This is a genomic window from Pseudophaeobacter sp. (assembly GCF_048267565.1).
GTDB lineage: Bacteria > Pseudomonadota > Alphaproteobacteria > Rhodobacterales > Rhodobacteraceae > Pseudophaeobacter > Pseudophaeobacter profundi.
The window spans coordinates 1-16641 of the sequence record NZ_JBLWXG010000007.1 but is presented as its reverse complement, the minus strand read 5'-3'; the positions used below and the strand labels follow the sequence as shown (position 1 = coordinate 16641).

Sequence of the window (16641 nt, the reverse complement as noted above, 5' to 3'; positions counted from 1 at the left end):
AAATTCGCCTTCGCCAGAGGGTTGGCCGCTTGGTAGGCGTAATGCGCAGTGCATAAACTCAGGAGATTGCCCATGCCCACTCTGTTGCGAATCGATGCAAGCGCCCAGCTTGAAGAACGCTCCCTCACACGTCATCTGACCGGGTTGTTCACTCATAACTTTCTGGCTCAGGCACCGGACACGAAAGTGATCACCCGGGATGTCGGCCTGAACCCGGTTCCTGCGATCGACCATAAATTCATCCATGCAGCCTTTACCCCCTCCGACGAACGTGAGCCGTGGATGAAAGAGCGTCTGGCGCTGTCCGACGAGTTGGTCGATGAGGTGATCGCGGCGGATATCATCGTCCTGGGCGCGCCGATGTACAACTACGGAATGCCGACCGCCCTGAAAGGCTGGATCGACCACATCGCGCGGATCGGTCGGACCTTTTCCTTTGACCTTGCCCGCGGCGACACGCCGATCGAGCCGATCCTGTCGGGAAAACGGCTGGTGGTGCTGTCGTCGCGTGGCGAATTCGGCTTTGCCCCAGGTGGTGTGCGGGCCCATCTCAACGCGCTTGACCCGGCTCTGGCGGCTTGTGCCCATTACTTCGGCGTAGCGCAGGCGGACATCGAGACGGTCGCTATCGAATATCAGGAATTCAAAGACGCACGTCACGAGGCGTCGGTTGAATCGGCAGAGGCCCGTACCCGCGACCTGGCCGTGAAACTGGCCGGTGGGGCGGCGCAAGCGGCCTGAAACAACCCTTTGAAACGGTAAAGCTAGATGGCGCGGATCGAAATCCGCGCCATCAATTCGTATTGCAGTCAGGTTCATTCGGGCTTCCGGTGCAGCTTGACCTCCAGCGCGCTTGGCTCAGCATCTTCACCATTGATCGGCAGAAGGTCCATCGGGCAGCAGGAAATCACCACCACAGCGTCCATTTCAGCGCGGAACAGCACACGATCCCCTTTGGTCGAGACAGGGGGCCGCCACTCCATCGCGCCACCTTCGACGACAGGCGTGTTCATCCAGAGGTTCAGCGGGCAAGGTACTGATGCCGGACGCAAGCCGATTGCCCCCAGCGCCATGCGCAGGTTGTCGGTGCAATTGTCGTGATAACCGTGATGTCCAAGTTGGGCATACCGGTGAATATCACAGGACGCGACAAGCGTGTCGTGAACGCCGGGCGAGCTGTCCTCAACCAGTGTCAGGATTGGGCGCCGCCGGTTGGTCACCAGCGCGTCGCCGGGACGTGGCGAAATGCGACGCAGTGTCGGGCGCAGGTGCTCCATCGACAGATATTCGTTGCAGTCACCTTCGGCAAAGGCCCAGAGATCGCCGATCTGGCTGCCGTCACGGTTGATAACCGACAGCAGCTCCCCCTTTTTCACGCGCATCGCCCGGCCCTGACGGGCGGGAATGGTGTAGGTGGTATCGGGGCTGAGGCGGCCATCCTCTGCAAGCGTCTGATGTGTGCTCGGGTTTTCACCGTCGGGCTGTGCGGCATCAAACGGGGTATTGAGGTTATCCATCATCATTTCTCCATCAGGACGGGATGTGTATAGGGGGCGGCGGGCTCACGATGCGGCTGCCAGGCCCCTTCGGCCTCCTTGCTTGCGGCGTAGGCGGCGATCTCTTCCAGCGGTGCGAACCAGACATCGCCTCGCGACAGCACCTCTTCAAGCCACCGCTCCACCACCCGCCAGCGGGCCAGCCGCCCGGTCAGGAACGGGTGCCATATCCCGATCCAGAGCCCGCCAGCCTCGTATTGCGCCTCAAACTCCTCAAAGGAGGCCTCCAGCCCGCGGCGTGGCGACATCACCGGCATCTTGTAGCCGATCTCGTCGAAATGCGCGAAAGGCGGCCAGTCATCGCTGCCCCAATGCACCGGCAATTCGAACAGAGCCCCGGATGCGGTGTCGATCCGATAGGGCAGATCGTCCGCCATCATCGAGCTTTCATAGGTCAACCCGTGCTTCACCGCGAGCGACAGCACCTCGGGGGTGACATTGTAGACCGGGGCGCGATAGCCGCGCGGGGTGCTGCCGGTCATCTCCCGGTGCACCTCGAGCGCGCGTTCGAACCAATAGGTCTGTTCCTCGGCGCTCTGTTCAGCAGGGTCTTCGTGCAGATACCCATGGTGACCGATCTCATGCCCGCCGGAGAGGATCGCCTCGACCGTTTCGGGGTATTGCTCCATCACCCAGCCAGGCATGAAAAAGGACTGTTTGAGCCCCAACCGCCGGTAGGTTTCAAGAATACGCGGCACACCGGAATTCGGGCCATAGCGGCCCATGCTGATCGGGTAGAGGCGACGGTGCCCATCGTCCGGACGGGCGATGTGGATCAGGCTGTCGGCATCCACGTCAAACGTGATCGCACAGGCACAGCGGGCACCGTTTGGCCATTCTATCGGGTTACGGATCATGTCAGGGTTTCCTTTTGCATCAGCAGCGTTTCGACCATTGCCGCAGTGGCAAGCAGGGTGCGGTCACTGTCTGGCGGACCGACCAACTGCAATCCCACCCAAGCCCCCCCGTCCGTTTTCCCGGCTGGCAAAGAAATGGCGGGCAAGTCCAGCAGGCTCGCTGGCATGGTCAGGCGTAGAGCCGCAGTATTTGCTGCGGCAAAGGTTTCGGGATCTTCCAGCAGCGGCGCCAAGTGCGGGGCTTCGATGGCAACCGTCGGCAGGAGGTAGATGGTATCGGAGGCCCGGACCGTTTCGCGCAACGCTCTGGCGCCCTGTTTGACGCGCGCGATCTTGTCCGGGTCCAGACCGGCCGACGCACGCAGCCGCGCCGCGACAAAGGGGTCAAGGTGATGAGCGTTCTCGGTTTCGAGCAGGTGCCCATAGGTTTCGACCGCCTCAATGGCGCCCGGCCAGCCGCCCGCGCGGATCAGCGCCAGCGCCTCATCCAAAGGCGACTGTCTGGTGTGCTCCATCAAGACGCCCGCCTGTTCGAGAGCTGTCACCGCCTCCTCGCAGCGCTGGGAGACCGGCGCGGCAACTCCGCCCCCGTCGAGCACGTCGCTGAGCACCGAAAGGCCGCTGGCCGCGTCCGGGCTGGCTGCATCGCCGGACAGAATGGCATCCAGCTTGATGATATCGGCAACCGAACGAGCAAAGCTGCCAACCGTGTCATAGCTGGGCGCGAGTGGCATCACGCCGCTCATCGGATACCGTCCGCGCGTGGGCCGAAAGCCCACCACGCCCTGAAACGCCGCAGGCACCCGGCAGGAGCCTGCAGTATCGGTGCCGACTGCGAGGCGGGTGATCCCACGCGCAACAGAGGCCGCAGCCCCCGAGGAGGACCCGCCCGGTACCCGCCCGTCGAGGAGCGGAGTGCCGTGGTGCGGATTGTACCCGATGCCAGAGAACGCCAGCTCCGATTGATTGGTGACGCCGATACTGACCAGACCGGCTTTGCTGGCCCGATCCACGACCTCTGCATCCGCAGCCGCGGGCGCCTCCGCACGCCAGTGCGAGGAGCCTGCACGCGCGGTGACGCCCTTGATCGCAATCATATCCTTCCAAGAGACCGTGCTCCCATCCAGGGGGCCCAATCTTTCGATGCGATCATCGCTTTGACGCGCTTCCGCACGGGCACGGTCCGGCAACAGGGACAGAAAAACCTCCCCTTCCCGCCCGGCTCGCCGCAGAGCGTCCACGGTATTGTCGACAACAGACCTCATGCAGCCCTCACCTTGGGACCCGGTCCCGATTGTCGCGCACTCTCCAGAAGAAAGCCGTCATCGGAGTGCCAGGACGCATAGACCCGCGCGCCGATGCTTGCGTCCAACTGCTCTAGGTCGCGCTGTTGGAGTTGTGCCACAAGGCTGTGGCCAGATGCGGTTTCCAGGTGCAAATTGACGACGGCCCCGGCAAATTCCTCTGATACCAGCGTGCAGGCGATTTCGTTTTCGCCCCAGCCCGGCTCAACCGTAACGGAGATCCTGTCCGCCCGCACAGCCAGATCTGCGGCTGCGCCTTCGGCCAGCCCGCAGCTGTGGGAAAGCCGGACTTTGCCGTCGCGTGTGTCCAGGAAGCGTTTGCCGTCCTCGTTGCCCGAAACCTTTCCTTCCAGCAGGCTGATCCCACCGACAAACCGCGCAACAAATTTGCTGCGCGGCCGCAGGAAGATGTCCTGCGGGCTGCCAATTTGTTCGACCCTGCCAGCGTTCATGATGACAACCCGGTCGGCGAGCGAAAAGGCCTCTGAATGGCTGTGGGTGACATAGACAAAGGTGATACCGAGCTCGCGCTGGAGCTTCTTCAGCTCTCCCTGCATCTTGATTGCCATATGGGCGTCGAGCGCCGAAAGCGGCTCGTCCAAGAGCAGCACTTTGGGTTCCAGCACCAGGCTGCGGGCAAGGGCAACGCGCTGGCGCTGACCGCCTGACAGACGCGCGACATTGCGGTCTGCGTAGGTGGAAATGCCCAGCCGTTCCAGCCAGTCGTCGGCGCGGCGGCGGCGCTCTGCCCCGGCAACGCCGCGCATCTTTAGTCCGAACTCGACGTTTTCGCGCACGGTCATGAAGGGAAACAGCGCCAGGCTTTGCCAGACCATGGGGGTTTCCCGCTCCCAGACCGGCAGTTGGTCGATCCGGTTGCCCGCAAGGGTGATCTCACCCCGGTCTGCGGTTTCAAGACCGGCAAGCATGCGCAGGCTCGTGGTCTTGCCACAGCCGGACGGCCCCATGATTGCGATGAACTCCCCTTGCGCAATATCCAGCGAAAACTCTTCGACGGCGATGAAGTTACCATAGGACTTGGCAAGCCCCGCCAGTTTCAGATGTGTGTTGGTCATGATGTCTCCTCCTTGGACATGGCGCCGCCGCTCTGGCGCAGGACCACGGCAAGCGCGATCAGAACCAGCGTCAGGGTGACGGAAAAACTCAATGTGCCGATGACGTGGATGGTCGGGTCGACCTGCCCCTGAAGCGTGGTCAGAACCGCAACGGGAATGGTCTGGTTCAAGCCACCCGTGAACCAGGAGATCACATATTCGTCGAATGACACGGCAAAGGTGATCAGAAAGGCAGCGAGGATGGCGGGCAACGTATGCGGCAGCACGATGCGGGCGAGCGCGGAATGCGGCAGGGCACCGAGGTTCTGGGCTGCGGTTTCCAGCGTCTCATCCAGTTGCGCCAGCCGCAGACGGCAGACCGCCATCGCAAAGGGCGCGGCGATCACGACATGCGCGGCAACCACGGCCGCAAGCGTGCCGGCAATGCCGATGCGGGAGAAGAAAGCCAGCATCGCCAAACCCAGGATGACCAGCGGCACCGTCGGCGGCAGCAAGGCCAGCGCCAGCACGGCCTTCTGGCCAAAGAACCGGAAACGATAATCCGCATAGGCTGCGGCAAATCCCAGGGCTGTGGCAATCAGCGCGGTGATCCCCGCAACCGTCAGGCTGTTGCCGAGGGCCTCTAGCATGGCGCGGTCGGTCAGGACCTGCGCGTACCATTTGGTGCTGAACCCGGACATATCGAGGCTTGGGAAGCGGTCAGCGCTGAAGGAAAACAGGACCGCCGACAGGATCGGTGCGTAGAGCAGCAGGAAAACCAATGCGAGTCCGGCAATCCAGAATGCTTTTGGCAAGGCGTGTTTCAGATGCGGAGGCATGTCTTATCCTTTCTCGCGGTAGGCCCAGAGGACGGTTACAAAGGCGGTGACCAGCAGGCTGGCGATCATCAGCAGCGACACCACGGCGGCGCGCGGCCATTGCTGACCGGCCCGAACAAGGTCCGTCACGAGGATCGGCAGGGTTTGGAAGGTGCCGCCGCCCAGATAGGAGGCGCTGACGAACTCGGCATAGGACAGCAGGAAGGCAAACAGCAGCCCCAGCGTCAGCCCGGGCCGGGCTGCGGGCAGGATGACGCGGAACAGGATGGCTCCGGGACGGGCGCCAAGGTTGGCGGCGGCCGAAATCCCGGTCCGGTCCACATTGGCAAGGGCGATGGTCTGCAGGATCAGGACCACCGGCAGCGCCAGCGTTGCATGGCCGAGAAACAGCGCGAAATAGGTGTTGAGAAGGCTTTCCCCCTTGCCACCGAACGCCTGAACAACGGAGGAGATCACGCCGCCTTCTGTCAGGAAGACCTGCCAGGAATAGATGCGGACGAGATAGCTCGTGAAAAACGGCGCAATCGCAAACCCCAGCAGGATCAGCCGCTGGCGCGGGGCTGCGACAAAGGCCATCGCGTAGGAGGCCGGAAAGGCCAGCAGAGAAATCGCGACCGCGCTGGCCATCGACAGGCCGTAGCTGCGCCAGAAACTGGCCCAGAGGAAGTCGAGGCCTAGAACATAGCGCCAGGCCGACAGCGTGGCGTCCGGCGTCAGCCGGTAGTTCACCACGGACCAGAATGAAATCGCCACCAGAAAGCCAAGCGGCACTGCAAAGAACAGCAGCAGCCAGGCAGGCAGCGGCAGGACCCAAAGCGCCTGCCAGGCACGGTTAAAGAGAAAGTGGAACCGGCGCCCCGAGGTGCGGGCCGGGAAAGCAGAGGAAGTCATGTCGATATCTCCGATAAGGCTGCCGCCCCGACGATTGCGCCGGGGCCGGACCGGACATCAGGCGTTTTTGTAACGCGTCCAGGCATCGTTCCAGGTTTCCAGAGATTGCTGTACCGGAAGCTCCCGCAGCCGGATGCGCCCGGCGCGGATCTCATCAAGTGCATTGGGACCGTTCAGCACCATGTTCTGGCGCTGCGCCTCTCCCGGCAGTTCATCATTCAGCCGCGCCCAGCCCGCCCGCGTCGGGATCATCGCCGGATACGCCTTGAGCGTGGCGGTCTTTACCTGCCCCTCTGGCGACAGCATGTATTGGATGAATGTCCGGGCCAGATCCTGGTTTTCTGACTGCGCACCGATCGACAGCGACTCGGTCCATTGCAGGCCACCTTCCTCGGGGATGGTCGTGGTGACATCCGCACCATCGCGGGCCAGCACGCCGGTGATCCAGTCGCCGATGCCGGGGATTGCGGAAACCTCGCCCGAACGCAGCGCCGACAGCATCCCGCCGTAGTCATAGAAACCGCGCACCTGAGGCCGGAGCGACATCATCGTCTCGGTCAGTTCCGCCCAGTGCGCCTCATCAAGGTCAAACGGCGACGCGTTGCCATTGAGGAGGCTCAACGCGCCCAGGTTGGGCAGATGCCAGTCGAAATGGCCGATGCGTCCCTCGTGCTGCGGATCCCACATGGTGCGATAGCTACGGGCTTCCGCCTCGCTCATCGCGGTGCGGTTATGAGACAACCCGAGGAAACCGAACCGCAGGAAGACCGCATAGGGCTGACCGTCGAACCAGTGGCCGCGGAAATTCTGAAACTCCGGAAAGAAGTCGTCGAACGGGTAGTCCTCAGGCGTCAGCGGCTCAATGAAGCCCGCTTGCTGCAATTGCACGACGTATTCCGCATCCGACAGGATTACATCGTAGGTTCCGGCCGGAGACTGCGCCATTTGCGCAAGCATTTGATCGCCGCCAACATATTCCTTGGCACGGATGCGAACATTGTGCGTCTCCTCGAATGCGCCGATCACGTCGGGGTCGGCATGGCCTGCCCAGGTGAGCATCGACAAGTCGCGACGGCCCTGTGCGCGCAGGACGGCCGGGGTGGCGATGACGGCCGCGGCCGCAAGACCCCCCTTGATCAACCGCCTCCGGGTGGTGATAATACTTTGTGTCATTTTTCCCTCCCTTTTCATTCCACAAGCTTCAGAAAGAGGAGGCCAAAAAACAAATGACCATTCGTCAGGCCAAGCTGAGATTTCTTTGCGCAAGTGGGCGACGCCATGCGTAAACTGCCGCCGCTAAACGCAATTCGAGCCTTCGAAGCGGTCGCCCGGAGGCTCAGTTTTGCCGAGGCTGCGGAAGAGTTGAGCGTCACCGCCACCGCCATCAGCCACCAGATCAGACATTTGGAAGCCTATCTTGGATACCAGGTGGTAGAGCGCCGCCCCCGTCAGATCGCCCTCACTCCCGCTGGGCAAGAGTTGTTCCCCAAGCTGCAGACGGCTTTTGATATCTTGGGCGAAGCCTTTGCCATGCTCGACAAGGACGTCGAGCAATCGCTGGTCCGGGTCACAACCACATATGCCTTTGCGGAACGCTGGCTGGTTCCGCGCCTGCCAGATTTTTTCGACAAGCACAGCGAGATCAGGGTTGAGGTCGAAACCGATGACGACGTTCTGGACTTGCGGGTTGATCGGCTGGACCTGGCAATCCGATATGGCCACCAGGCCTCGGTGAATGAAGAGGCCGAGGTTTTGTTCTCGGATCGCTACATCCCTGTCAGTCTGGCTGACCGCCAGGAAACCGGCTTGCAGGACAACCGGTTGCTGGGATTCCGCTGGCGCAACCCGGACATGGGCGGCCCGACCTGGGAAGAATGGTTTAAGGAAGCCGGGGAACCGTTCCCGTCGGACCGCATTATCCGTTTCAGCGATGAAAGTGCGGCTTTTAACGCGCTGGATCAGGGGCTGGGGCTGCTTTTGTCCAGCAGTGCGCTAGTTGAAAACGGTCTGCAATCAGGCCGCTACCGGCAAATCCCTGGTCCTGAGCTGCGCGGATTTGCCTATTGCCTTGTGCTCAATCCGCTGTCGCGCAACAAGCGCGGCGTTAAGACATTCGCCGATTGGGTTAGGCGAGCCGCCAAACAGACATGAGCCCAATCGCCTCCGCATCGACAGCATTCATCTTTCCACGTTTAACATATGGCTAGACATAGATCTGGGCACGGGCCGCGAGCCCCCTGCACCCCTTGGCAGCTTATCCAGCTGGAACCAAAGAGGTGGCCTTCCCCTCTCTGGACACACCAAGGCAGGGACCACTCGACGCCTGTCCCATGCGGCTGACAGTGCTGACAGTACCGACAGTGGGTTGGACGCAGTGCGCGAATGGCAGGTAAGTTTGGTGTTTGCATTACAGCTCCTCCAATCCACCATGCCCTCCCACATCGACAACCCAACGTTGACACTGCATCTTATCATGAAATGATGCGCTGCATCCGAGGTCGGCTTCGAGCCCATATTACCGAATTCTGCAATATACACAGAGGTCGGAAAACGGCTTCGAAGCGGTCATTCGAGGATGGTCTTTGCGTCCCCCCCTGATGAATGTTGGAGATTAAAAAGTTATTTCAATAAGTTGAATGGCATCGTGTGCAAAATATGTTCATGTTTCGATCGCGTAGCGTCGCGCGGCGTCGCGTTCATCTCGGTTCAAGGGTGCATCAATGAGTTTGGTGTTTCGGTCGCCCTAGACGCGAATTCTAGAAAATGCAGAAGGGCCACGGTCGACATCGGTTTCTAGCCCGCCACATCGGCTAAGCCCGAACGCTTTTCGACGGGGCAACGGAACTGTGATTGAACAATCTCTGACCGATCATTCGCCTGGACATGACATTCCCGCCTCTGTCCCATCGGCCATATCCTCCAAATGCGAATGTAGACTTCCTGAAGCAGGGCGTCGTTGGCTGATCGGGACCGTTGAAAAGACATATTATAGAGCGAAATTGGCAAGCCCGTCGGCGAGTATGGTAGTGTACAAATATCCACAGACACCTGTCAATCTATCTGAACAATATATAAGTTTTTAAAGATTGTCTAAATTATTGGTGCTGCGTAACGTTGGTCAGAGCTCATACCCGCCAGCTTCCAAGAAGGACAGGATTACCAGTAGGGTTGCCTGCAGATGGTTGCGCGGAAGTGAAGGAAGCACTGACAACGGGGTGCAGCTCCATCCCGCCGTGCCAGACACAAGAGGAGGAAAGCCAAAGTGCAAAAGATCGGATTGATTGGCGTCGGGCTGATGGGGCATGGCATTGGGAAGAACATTGCAGCCAAAGGCCGGGAATTGCATTTTCTGCATCATGCAGGGAACCAGCCGACGGACGACCTGATCGAATTGGGTGCGACCCGTCATGACACGGCGGCGGTTCTTGCCAAGACTTGCGACATCCTGATCCTGTGTGTGACCGGCAGTCCGCAGGTCGAGGATGTGCTGATCGGCTCCGGTGCCGTGCTTGAAGCCTTGCGGCCCGGCACGATCGTAGTCGATTGTTCCACCGCGATCCCAAGTTCTACCCGAGCCCTTGCCGCAAAGGTGCGCTCCGTCGGATGCGAACTGGTGGATGCGGCAATGACCCGGACACCAAAGGAAGCTGAGGAAGGACGTCTCAACCTGCTGGTCGGGGGAGAGGGCGACACAATTGCCAAAGCCCGACCGGTGCTGAAGACCTTTGCGGAGAACATCTTTGTCGCCGGCGGCCCCGGCAGCGGACACCAGCTGAAGCTGATCCACAACATCATCTCGCTCGGCACCGTCACCCTGATCGCCGAAGTTGCGGCCTGTGCTATCTCGGACGGGATGGATGTCGAAGCAATGGTGGACTGCCTGCGCAAGGGCGGTGCCGGTGGCGCAGCGCTTGAACGCGTCGCGCCGTACATCCTTGAAGGCAATTCCGATCTGCTGCGTTTCACCATCGCCAACGCCTACAAGGATGCCAGCTATTACACTGCGATGGCAAATGAACTTGGGGCCACCCAAAAAGTGGCCGACGCGGTTCACGAGACACTGGGCGATCTGATCGAAAGGGGCGCAGGCGATGCCTTCATGCCCGAACAGGTAAAACTGCTCCGATCACCCCAAGCCTGAAGCCTGTCCGGGTGCCCTGGCCAACACAACGGTCGTGGCCTGCATGATCCTTGCCGCGACCTTCGGATCCTCGGCGGCCACCACATCCGCGATCGGTTCCATACTGATCCTCGGAAGGGTCCGCCACGGCGACGTTCCGTAAGTGTCATTGTTTCCATGGGACCTATCGAACTGACCAGCTGCCACCAGATTCAGTGAATTAACTTCCAACTCTCTGCGTTGATCCCATTGCTCATATGATCTGCATAATAGTTAAGATTATGCAGATTGTTTGAAGCAAGAGCCCATCATAGACTGAAGTGACTCATCAAAAAAATCCGCTAAAATACAGACAACATTCGAGAAAGTCTAACCATGGCAGAGCCTTACGTAACAATGTCGTTGAACGACAGGATCGCCACCATCAAGTTGAACAACCCGCCGCTGAACGTGTTCAAGATCGAAATGACCGGGCAGCTCGATCGCATTCTTGAAGGTCTGCGCAGGAATGACGAGGTGCGTGCCGTGGTCCTGAGAGGCGCGGGCCGCGCATTCTGCGCCGGGTCCGATATTTCCGAATTCGACGACTTTCACGAACCGGGCAAGGTCGTTGAACTGAAACTGCTGCGGCAGAACGCGGTTTTCGAGAAACTGGCCAATTTCCCCAAACCGGTCGTGGCAGCAATTCACGGCCTCGCCTTTGGCGGGGGGCTGGAAATCGCCATGTGTTGTGACCTGATCGTCGTCGAAGAGGATTGCCGTTTCGCGATGCCGGAAATGCGCCTTGGGGTATTTCCCAGCAGCGGCGGCCCCTATCGGACCGTGCGCCGCATCGGACCTGCCAAGACGAAACAACTGATCTTCCTGACAGAGCCAGTGGATGCGCCAACCGCACTCGCCTGGGGGCTGATCGACCGCGTTGTGCCGAAAGGCGATGTTGCCAGTGCCGCAAAGGCCCTTGCGACGGAAATGTCAAAGCGCCCGCCCAAGGCGCTCAGACTGTGCAAAGCCCTGATCGGAGAGGCTTCGCGGCTGTCGACCGCCGAATTGATCTCCCGCTCGCTCGACGCCAGCGACCAGGTCTTTGCCTCGGCCGACTGCGAGGAGGGCGTTCGCGCCTTTTTTGCCAAGGAAGAGCCCAACTTTGGGATGAACTGAAGCCGCCGAAATCGGCAGGGATTCGCACCATATTTGCGCCTCGCGGGCGGCGCGCGCCCGAGTGATCGGCGCCAGAAAGGAACTGAAGATGAACGAGATCAACAACAGCATATCCAAGCCGCAGAACCTGATCGGCAACGCTTGGGTTCCGGCTCAGTCCGGGCGTGTCCTTCCGGTCGTATCTCCGGTCGATGGGATGACATTTTCCGAGATCCCGGATAGTGATGCCGCAGATGTCGATCTTGCCATCACTGCGGCCCGAGATGCGTTTGAGACTGGGCCCTGGTCGAAGCTGACGGCTGTTGAGCGCGGACGGCTGATGTTGAAGCTCTCCCAGCGTATTCTCGAAGAAAAAGAAGCCTTGGCGCAGCTTGAGACCCGCGACAACGGCAAGCCGATCAAGCAGTCGCGCACGGACATGACCATGGCGGCCCGTTATTTCGAGTTTTATGGAAGCGCCACGGACAAGGTCCATGGCGAGGTCATTCCGTTCATGAACAATTATGATGTGGCGATGTACCGCGAGCCGCATGGCGTCGTCGCGGTGATCCTGCCCTGGAACTACCCGGCGCAGCAGGTCGGCCGGTCCATCGCCCCTGCGCTTGCCATGGGCAATACAGTTGTGCTGAAACCGTCCGAGGATGCCTGCCTGAGCGCCCTGCGGATTGCTGAGCTTGCCGTCGAAGTCGGATTTCCCGCAGGGGTCTTCAACGTTGTAACCGGTCGTGGTGAAACCGTCGGCAAGGCCCTGACCGAACATCACGGCGTGGATTTCATCTCTTTCACCGGGTCGCCCGAAGTGGGCACCATGATCCAGATCGCGGCGGCAAAGAACTATGTCGGCTGCACCCTGGAACTTGGCGGCAAGTCTCCGCAGATCGTTTTCGAGGACGCCGATCTTGACGCCGCAATTCCGGTGCTGGTGAACGCGCTGATCCAGAACGCTGGCCAGACCTGTTCGGCAGGCAGTCGCGTCTTGATCCATCGCCCCATCTACGATCAGGTCGTCGCAGAATTGAAATCGCGGTTCGAAGCGATCGAGGTCGGGCCGTCGGGCGAAGACGATATCATGGGCCCCCTGATTTCCGCCAAACAAAAGCAGCGTGTCGAGCGTTATATCGCAGAGTCGGATCAGCCTGTTATTGCCAAGGGCCGGATAGGATCCAACACACCGAATGACGGATTTTACGTAGCACCTGTTCTGTTTGGTCCTTGCGACCCCAACTCGCGTATTGCCCAGGAAGAGGTCTTTGGCCCGGTGCTTTGCGTGATCCCGTTCGAGGACGAGGTGGAAGCCATAACCATCGCAAACGGGACGGAGTATGGTCTTGTCGCCTCGGTCTGGACTCGCGATGGCGCGCGCCAGAAGCGTGTGGCCAAGGCCTTGCTTTGTGGGCAAGTCTTTGTGAACAATTTCGGTGCGGCTGGTGGCGTCGAACTGCCGTTCGGCGGAGTTCGGAAATCGGGTCATGGGCGGGAAAAGGGGCTGGTGGCCTTGCATGAGTTCTCTCGTATCAAGACAGTCGTGAACTATTTCGGCTGACGCACGCGCCAGACTGAACAAATTCAGCGAAGGGAGCGTCTGATGAAAATTGCTGTAATGGGGGCAGGAGCGGTTGGCTGTTATTATGGTGCCATGCTTGCGCTCGCAGGTCATGAGGTCATGCTGATCGGTCGGGCATCCTTCGTCGATGCAGTGTCGCAGAATGGCCTGATCCTTGAGAAGGGCGATGAACGGCTTGTCGCCAAGGTGAGTGCCAGCACCGATCCTTCAATGATCCGCAGCGCCGAGATAGTGATGGTTTGTGTAAAATCCGGTGATACCAGTGAGGCCGGGCAGCAAATTGCACCTCATCTGGCGTCAGGTTCCACCGTGCTCAGCCTGCAAAACGGCGTGTCGAATGCCGAAACCCTCGGGCAGATCACCGGGCGTCCGGTACTGCCCGTCGTGGTCTATGTCGCCAGCCACATGAATGGCCAAGGGGTTGTGCGTCACGAAGGGCGCGGCGATCTGGAACTGTCGGGGCAAGGTGCTGAGGAAATTGCCAGCATCTTCAACGCTGCTGGTGTCGAGACGCGCGTGTCTGACGATGTCATGGCTTCACTTTGGGCCAAGCTGGTCGTAAATTGCGCCATCAATCCCCTGTCGGCCATCACAGGTTTGCCCTACGGCAAGATCGCCGCGCAGGAAGGCATGCCGGAACTGATGCAGGATATTGCCCGCGAGGCCCTTTCGGTCGCACAGGCAGAGGGCATTTCTGTACCAGATGCGGTGTTCGAAACGATCCGAACCATACCCGTCACAATGGCCGGTCAGCATTCCTCGACCGCACAGGATCTGGGGCGCGGCAAACCGACTGAGATCGACTACCTCAACGGGGAAATCGTCAATCGAGCCGCTAAACGGGGCATCGACGTTCCGATCAATCGCACCCTGACCTTGCTGGTGAAAAGTGCGGAGCGCAAGAACATCGTTGATGGCCAAACGAACAGAACTGGGTAATAATATGCTGAAAGTACAACATATCTCCGCATTTTCGAGCGGATCGGATGGCGGTAACCCGGCGGGTGTGGTGATCTGTGACACCCTGCCTGAACCGGCCGTGATGCAGAAGGTGGCGGCCAAAGTCGGCTATTCGGAAACCGTTTTTGCGGCGCCCGAGGGCGATGCCTGGCGGGTCAGATACTTTGCACCCGAGGTCGAAGTGGATTTCTGCGGCCATGCGACGATTGCGCTTGGCGCCGCCCTGGCCCGCCATGCCGGGCCGGGTCTGTTCACGCTCGACATCAATCGCGCGCGCATCACCGTCGAAGGCCATTCCTCTGACACCAGCTGGGGGGCAGCCTTCCAATCGCCGCCGACGCGCAGTGGCCCTGTCGCGGCCGCAACCCTGACGGAGGCGCTGGATATCTTCGGTCTCTCGCCTGACGGTCTGGACCCGCGTATACCACCCGCCGTCGCGCATGGTGGCGGCGATCACCTGATCCTTGCGCTGAAAGACCGCGAGGCCCTGCGCGAGATGAAATATGATTTTGCTAGGGCGCAGGCGCTGGCCGAACGTGAGGGCTATATCACGTTCAATCTGGTTTACGCCGAGACGGCGCAACTGTTCCACGCGCGCAATCCGTTCCCGCTCGGCGGCGTCGTTGAGGATCCTGCGACGGGGGCCGCCGCTGCGGCTCTGGCAGGATACTTGCGCGACATCGACTGGCCGCATCAGGGCCGCGCAACCATCCGACAGGGCGAGGATATGGGCGTGCCCTCGCGGCTGATCACCGAGATCACGCCGGAACGGGGCGCCAGCATCCGCGTTACCGGAGAGGCCCGCAGCATCCGTGAACCGCAAGAGATCGAGGACTGAGACATGACGACACCTGAACAGAAACTCGAAGCGCTCGGCCTGACTTTGCCAAAAGCGCCTGACCCGCTGGCCGTTTACCGACCCGTGCGAAAGATCGGAAACACGCTGTATCTGTCTGGCCAGATTCCGCGCAATCCCGATGGGACGTTCATTACCGGCCGTCTGGGGGAAGATGCGACGATCGAACAAGGCTATGCGGCGGCACGCAATGTCGGGCTGCAACTCTTGTCGGTGGTGAAATCTGTCGTCGGGGATCTGTCGGCCGTCGAGGCGGTGGCCAAAGTTACCGGTATGGTTAACGCGACACCGGATTTCGTCGATCACGCCAAAGTCATCAACGGTTGTTCCGAACTGTTTGTCGAGGTTCTCGGCGAGGCAGGATATCATGCACGCGCGGCTGTCGGCATGGGTTCCCTTCCGCTTGGGGTCATGGTCGAGATCGAAGCCATCGTCATCGTTAAGGAATGAGTGCGCTGGAAGCGATCAGGGCGCCGCTTTTTGTGCCCGCGAACCGGCCCGAGCGTTTTGCAAAAGCCGCCGCTTCGGGGGCTGATGCAGTGATCCTTGATCTTGAGGACGCGGTGGCGGCGGATGCCAAGAACGCGGCCAGAGCTGCGTTGCGCCGCGATTTCACGGATAAGCCCGTGATTGTCCGCATCAACGCCATCGGAACCGCCGCGTTTGACGCCGATCTGGCCGCAGTGGCCAAGTTGCGCCCCGACGCGATCATGCTCCCCAAGGCGGAGGACCCCCAGCAGATCGGGTCATTGGCCGACATAGTGCCGTGTCCGGCCATTGCACTGATTGAAACTGCACGTGGCCTCGCCAATGCGCGCGAGATCGCTGCGGCAAAGGGTGTTGTTCGACTTGCGTTCGGATCGGTCGATTTCTGCGCCGATCTCGGCTGCGCCCATACCCGCGAGGTGCTGGCTCCCGCGCGTTTTGAACTCGTCCTAGCCTCGCGTCTTGCGGGCATTTCTGCTCCGCTCGACGGGGTGACCGTCCTGCTTGATGATCTGTCCGCAACATCCGAAGACGCGGCACATGCCAGGGAAATCGGGATGACCGGCAAGTTATGCATTCATCCCAAACAGATTTCGCCCGTGTTACGTGCCTTTGCGCCAAGCCAATCGCAAATCGACTGGGCTCGCCACGTGTTGGCTTCGGGCGACGGTGCGGTTCAAGTGGATGGCGCGATGGTGGACGAACCGGTACGCCTTCGTGCTCGCTCGATCCTAAAGCAAGCGGGTCATTCCGGGTCTTAGGGTCAGGACCCATTGATTTCCGTATGGCGGGGTGATTCATCGGTCGAAAAATGAGCGATGATATGAGCGATTTTTTTGGGCTGACGGACGCGCAGATGGCGCGTTTGGAGCCCTACTTTCCGAAGCCCCATGGCAAACCACGTGTGGATGATCGGCGTGTGCTGAGTGGCATTATCTTCATCAATCGCAATGGCTTGCGCTGGCGAGATGCCCCCAAGGAGTATGGTCCGCACA

The 16641-nt window shown here is 60.3% G+C and carries 18 protein-coding genes and 1 pseudogene; 12 read left to right on the top strand and 7 right to left on the bottom strand.

Translation table 11 applies throughout. The features are described 5' to 3' along the window. Positions 1-72 precede the first annotated feature (72 nt). Positions 73-741 (top strand): FMN-dependent NADH-azoreductase, encoded by a 669-nt coding sequence (locus ACN0VH_RS14980; RefSeq protein ID WP_278921426.1) that lies wholly within the window; start codon positions 73-75, stop codon positions 739-741. A 74-nt stretch (positions 742-815) separates the two neighbouring features. Here the strand turns inward: ACN0VH_RS14980 and ACN0VH_RS14975 are convergent, their stop codons facing one another. The 7 genes from ACN0VH_RS14975 to ACN0VH_RS14945 are packed head-to-tail and all read right to left on the bottom strand — an operon-like array spanning position 816 to position 7675. After that, positions 816-1517, bottom strand: a complete 702-nt coding sequence (locus ACN0VH_RS14975; RefSeq protein WP_417701041.1) for a DUF1989 domain-containing protein — start codon at positions 1515-1517, stop codon at positions 816-818. Between the two features lie 2 nt (positions 1518-1519). Then, the gene (locus ACN0VH_RS14970; RefSeq protein WP_417701040.1) at positions 1520-2413 is read right to left on the bottom strand and encodes a polysaccharide deacetylase family protein; all 894 of its coding nucleotides are present in this window, start codon (positions 2411-2413) and stop codon (positions 1520-1522) included. After that, a complete protein-coding gene (locus ACN0VH_RS14965; RefSeq protein ID WP_417701039.1) occupies positions 2410-3678 on the bottom strand; it encodes an amidase family protein in 1269 nt (422 codons plus the stop codon). Before ACN0VH_RS14965 ends, ACN0VH_RS14970 begins: the two co-directional genes overlap by 4 nt. Beyond that, complete coding sequence (locus tag ACN0VH_RS14960) at positions 3675-4793, bottom strand: ABC transporter ATP-binding protein (RefSeq protein ID WP_417701038.1); 1119 nt, start codon at positions 4791-4793, stop codon at positions 3675-3677. Before ACN0VH_RS14960 ends, ACN0VH_RS14965 begins: the two co-directional genes overlap by 4 nt. After that, entirely contained in the window at positions 4790-5611 is an 822-nt protein-coding gene (locus ACN0VH_RS14955; protein ID WP_417701037.1) for an ABC transporter permease, read from the bottom strand. Before ACN0VH_RS14955 ends, ACN0VH_RS14960 begins: the two co-directional genes overlap by 4 nt. A 3-nt stretch (positions 5612-5614) precedes the next feature. Continuing rightward, the gene (locus ACN0VH_RS14950) at positions 5615-6502 is read right to left on the bottom strand and encodes an ABC transporter permease (RefSeq protein WP_417701036.1); all 888 of its coding nucleotides are present in this window, start codon (positions 6500-6502) and stop codon (positions 5615-5617) included. Positions 6503-6559: 57 nt separating this feature from the next. Next, on the bottom strand, positions 6560-7675 hold the full coding sequence (locus tag ACN0VH_RS14945; protein ID WP_417701035.1) for a polyamine ABC transporter substrate-binding protein: 1116 nt from the start codon (positions 7673-7675) through the stop codon (positions 6560-6562). Positions 7676-7780: 105 nt separating this feature from the next. On the opposite strand from ACN0VH_RS14945, the gene ACN0VH_RS14940 reads away from it, so the two are divergent. From ACN0VH_RS14940 to ACN0VH_RS14890, 11 genes and pseudogenes are all read left to right on the top strand, one after another. Then, a complete protein-coding gene (locus ACN0VH_RS14940; protein WP_417701034.1) occupies positions 7781-8653 on the top strand; it encodes a LysR substrate-binding domain-containing protein in 873 nt (290 codons plus the stop codon). A gap of 1093 nt (positions 8654-9746) precedes the next feature. After that, positions 9747-10241: pseudogene (locus ACN0VH_RS14935) on the top strand (NAD(P)-dependent oxidoreductase); the annotation flags it as partial. Next, on the top strand, positions 10215-10643 hold the full coding sequence (locus ACN0VH_RS14930) for an NAD-binding protein (RefSeq protein ID WP_417701166.1): 429 nt from the start codon (positions 10215-10217) through the stop codon (positions 10641-10643). The pseudogene ACN0VH_RS14935 and the gene ACN0VH_RS14930, both read left to right, overlap by 27 nt. A 16-nt stretch (positions 10644-10659) precedes the next feature. Beyond that, positions 10660-10785, top strand: a complete 126-nt coding sequence (locus ACN0VH_RS14925) for a hypothetical protein (RefSeq protein WP_417701164.1) — start codon at positions 10660-10662, stop codon at positions 10783-10785. A 212-nt stretch (positions 10786-10997) separates the two neighbouring features. Next, positions 10998-11780, top strand: a complete 783-nt coding sequence (locus ACN0VH_RS14920) for an enoyl-CoA hydratase/isomerase family protein (protein ID WP_417701033.1) — start codon at positions 10998-11000, stop codon at positions 11778-11780. 88 nt (positions 11781-11868) lie between these two features. Further along, on the top strand, positions 11869-13323 hold the full coding sequence (locus tag ACN0VH_RS14915) for an aldehyde dehydrogenase family protein (RefSeq protein WP_417701032.1): 1455 nt from the start codon (positions 11869-11871) through the stop codon (positions 13321-13323). A 42-nt stretch (positions 13324-13365) separates the two neighbouring features. Then, on the top strand, positions 13366-14283 hold the full coding sequence (locus ACN0VH_RS14910; protein ID WP_417701031.1) for a ketopantoate reductase family protein: 918 nt from the start codon (positions 13366-13368) through the stop codon (positions 14281-14283). Then, positions 14258-15142 (top strand): PhzF family phenazine biosynthesis protein, encoded by an 885-nt coding sequence (locus ACN0VH_RS14905; RefSeq protein ID WP_417701030.1) that lies wholly within the window; start codon positions 14258-14260, stop codon positions 15140-15142. The genes ACN0VH_RS14910 and ACN0VH_RS14905 overlap by 26 nt, the downstream gene beginning before the upstream one ends. A 3-nt stretch (positions 15143-15145) precedes the next feature. Beyond that, entirely contained in the window at positions 15146-15610 is a 465-nt protein-coding gene (locus ACN0VH_RS14900; protein ID WP_417701029.1) for a RidA family protein, read from the top strand. Beyond that, entirely contained in the window at positions 15607-16407 is an 801-nt protein-coding gene (locus ACN0VH_RS14895; protein ID WP_417701028.1) for an HpcH/HpaI aldolase/citrate lyase family protein, read from the top strand. The genes ACN0VH_RS14900 and ACN0VH_RS14895 overlap by 4 nt, the downstream gene beginning before the upstream one ends. A 62-nt stretch (positions 16408-16469) precedes the next feature. After that, the coding region (locus ACN0VH_RS14890) for a transposase (protein WP_417701162.1) at positions 16470-16641 on the top strand (172 nt) is incomplete at its 3' end.

Excerpts from the sequence above, each read along its gene's own strand:
- ACN0VH_RS14910 (WP_417701031.1), top strand. The coding sequence starts at position 13,366 with ATGAAAATTGCTGTAATGGGGGCAGGAGCGGTTGGCTGTTATTATGGT.
- ACN0VH_RS14965 (WP_417701039.1), bottom strand. The coding sequence starts at position 3,678 with ATGAGGTCTGTTGTCGACAATACCGTGGACGCTCTGCGGCGAGCCGGG.
- ACN0VH_RS14945 (WP_417701035.1), bottom strand. The coding sequence starts at position 7,675 with ATGACACAAAGTATTATCACCACCCGGAGGCGGTTGATCAAGGGGGGT.
- ACN0VH_RS14960 (WP_417701038.1), bottom strand. The coding sequence starts at position 4,793 with ATGACCAACACACATCTGAAACTGGCGGGGCTTGCCAAGTCCTATGGT.
- ACN0VH_RS14970 (WP_417701040.1), bottom strand. The coding sequence starts at position 2,413 with ATGATCCGTAACCCGATAGAATGGCCAAACGGTGCCCGCTGTGCCTGT.
- ACN0VH_RS14915 (WP_417701032.1), top strand. The coding sequence starts at position 11,869 with ATGAACGAGATCAACAACAGCATATCCAAGCCGCAGAACCTGATCGGC.
- ACN0VH_RS14940 (WP_417701034.1), top strand. The coding sequence starts at position 7,781 with ATGCGTAAACTGCCGCCGCTAAACGCAATTCGAGCCTTCGAAGCGGTC.
- ACN0VH_RS14980 (WP_278921426.1), top strand. The coding sequence starts at position 73 with ATGCCCACTCTGTTGCGAATCGATGCAAGCGCCCAGCTTGAAGAACGC.
- ACN0VH_RS14955 (WP_417701037.1), bottom strand. The coding sequence starts at position 5,611 with ATGCCTCCGCATCTGAAACACGCCTTGCCAAAAGCATTCTGGATTGCC.
- ACN0VH_RS14920 (WP_417701033.1), top strand. The coding sequence starts at position 10,998 with ATGGCAGAGCCTTACGTAACAATGTCGTTGAACGACAGGATCGCCACC.
- ACN0VH_RS14895 (WP_417701028.1), top strand. The coding sequence starts at position 15,607 with ATGAGTGCGCTGGAAGCGATCAGGGCGCCGCTTTTTGTGCCCGCGAAC.
- ACN0VH_RS14900 (WP_417701029.1), top strand. The coding sequence starts at position 15,146 with ATGACGACACCTGAACAGAAACTCGAAGCGCTCGGCCTGACTTTGCCA.
- ACN0VH_RS14905 (WP_417701030.1), top strand. The coding sequence starts at position 14,258 with ATGGCCAAACGAACAGAACTGGGTAATAATATGCTGAAAGTACAACAT.
- ACN0VH_RS14950 (WP_417701036.1), bottom strand. The coding sequence starts at position 6,502 with ATGACTTCCTCTGCTTTCCCGGCCCGCACCTCGGGGCGCCGGTTCCAC.
- ACN0VH_RS14975 (WP_417701041.1), bottom strand. The coding sequence starts at position 1,517 with ATGGATAACCTCAATACCCCGTTTGATGCCGCACAGCCCGACGGTGAA.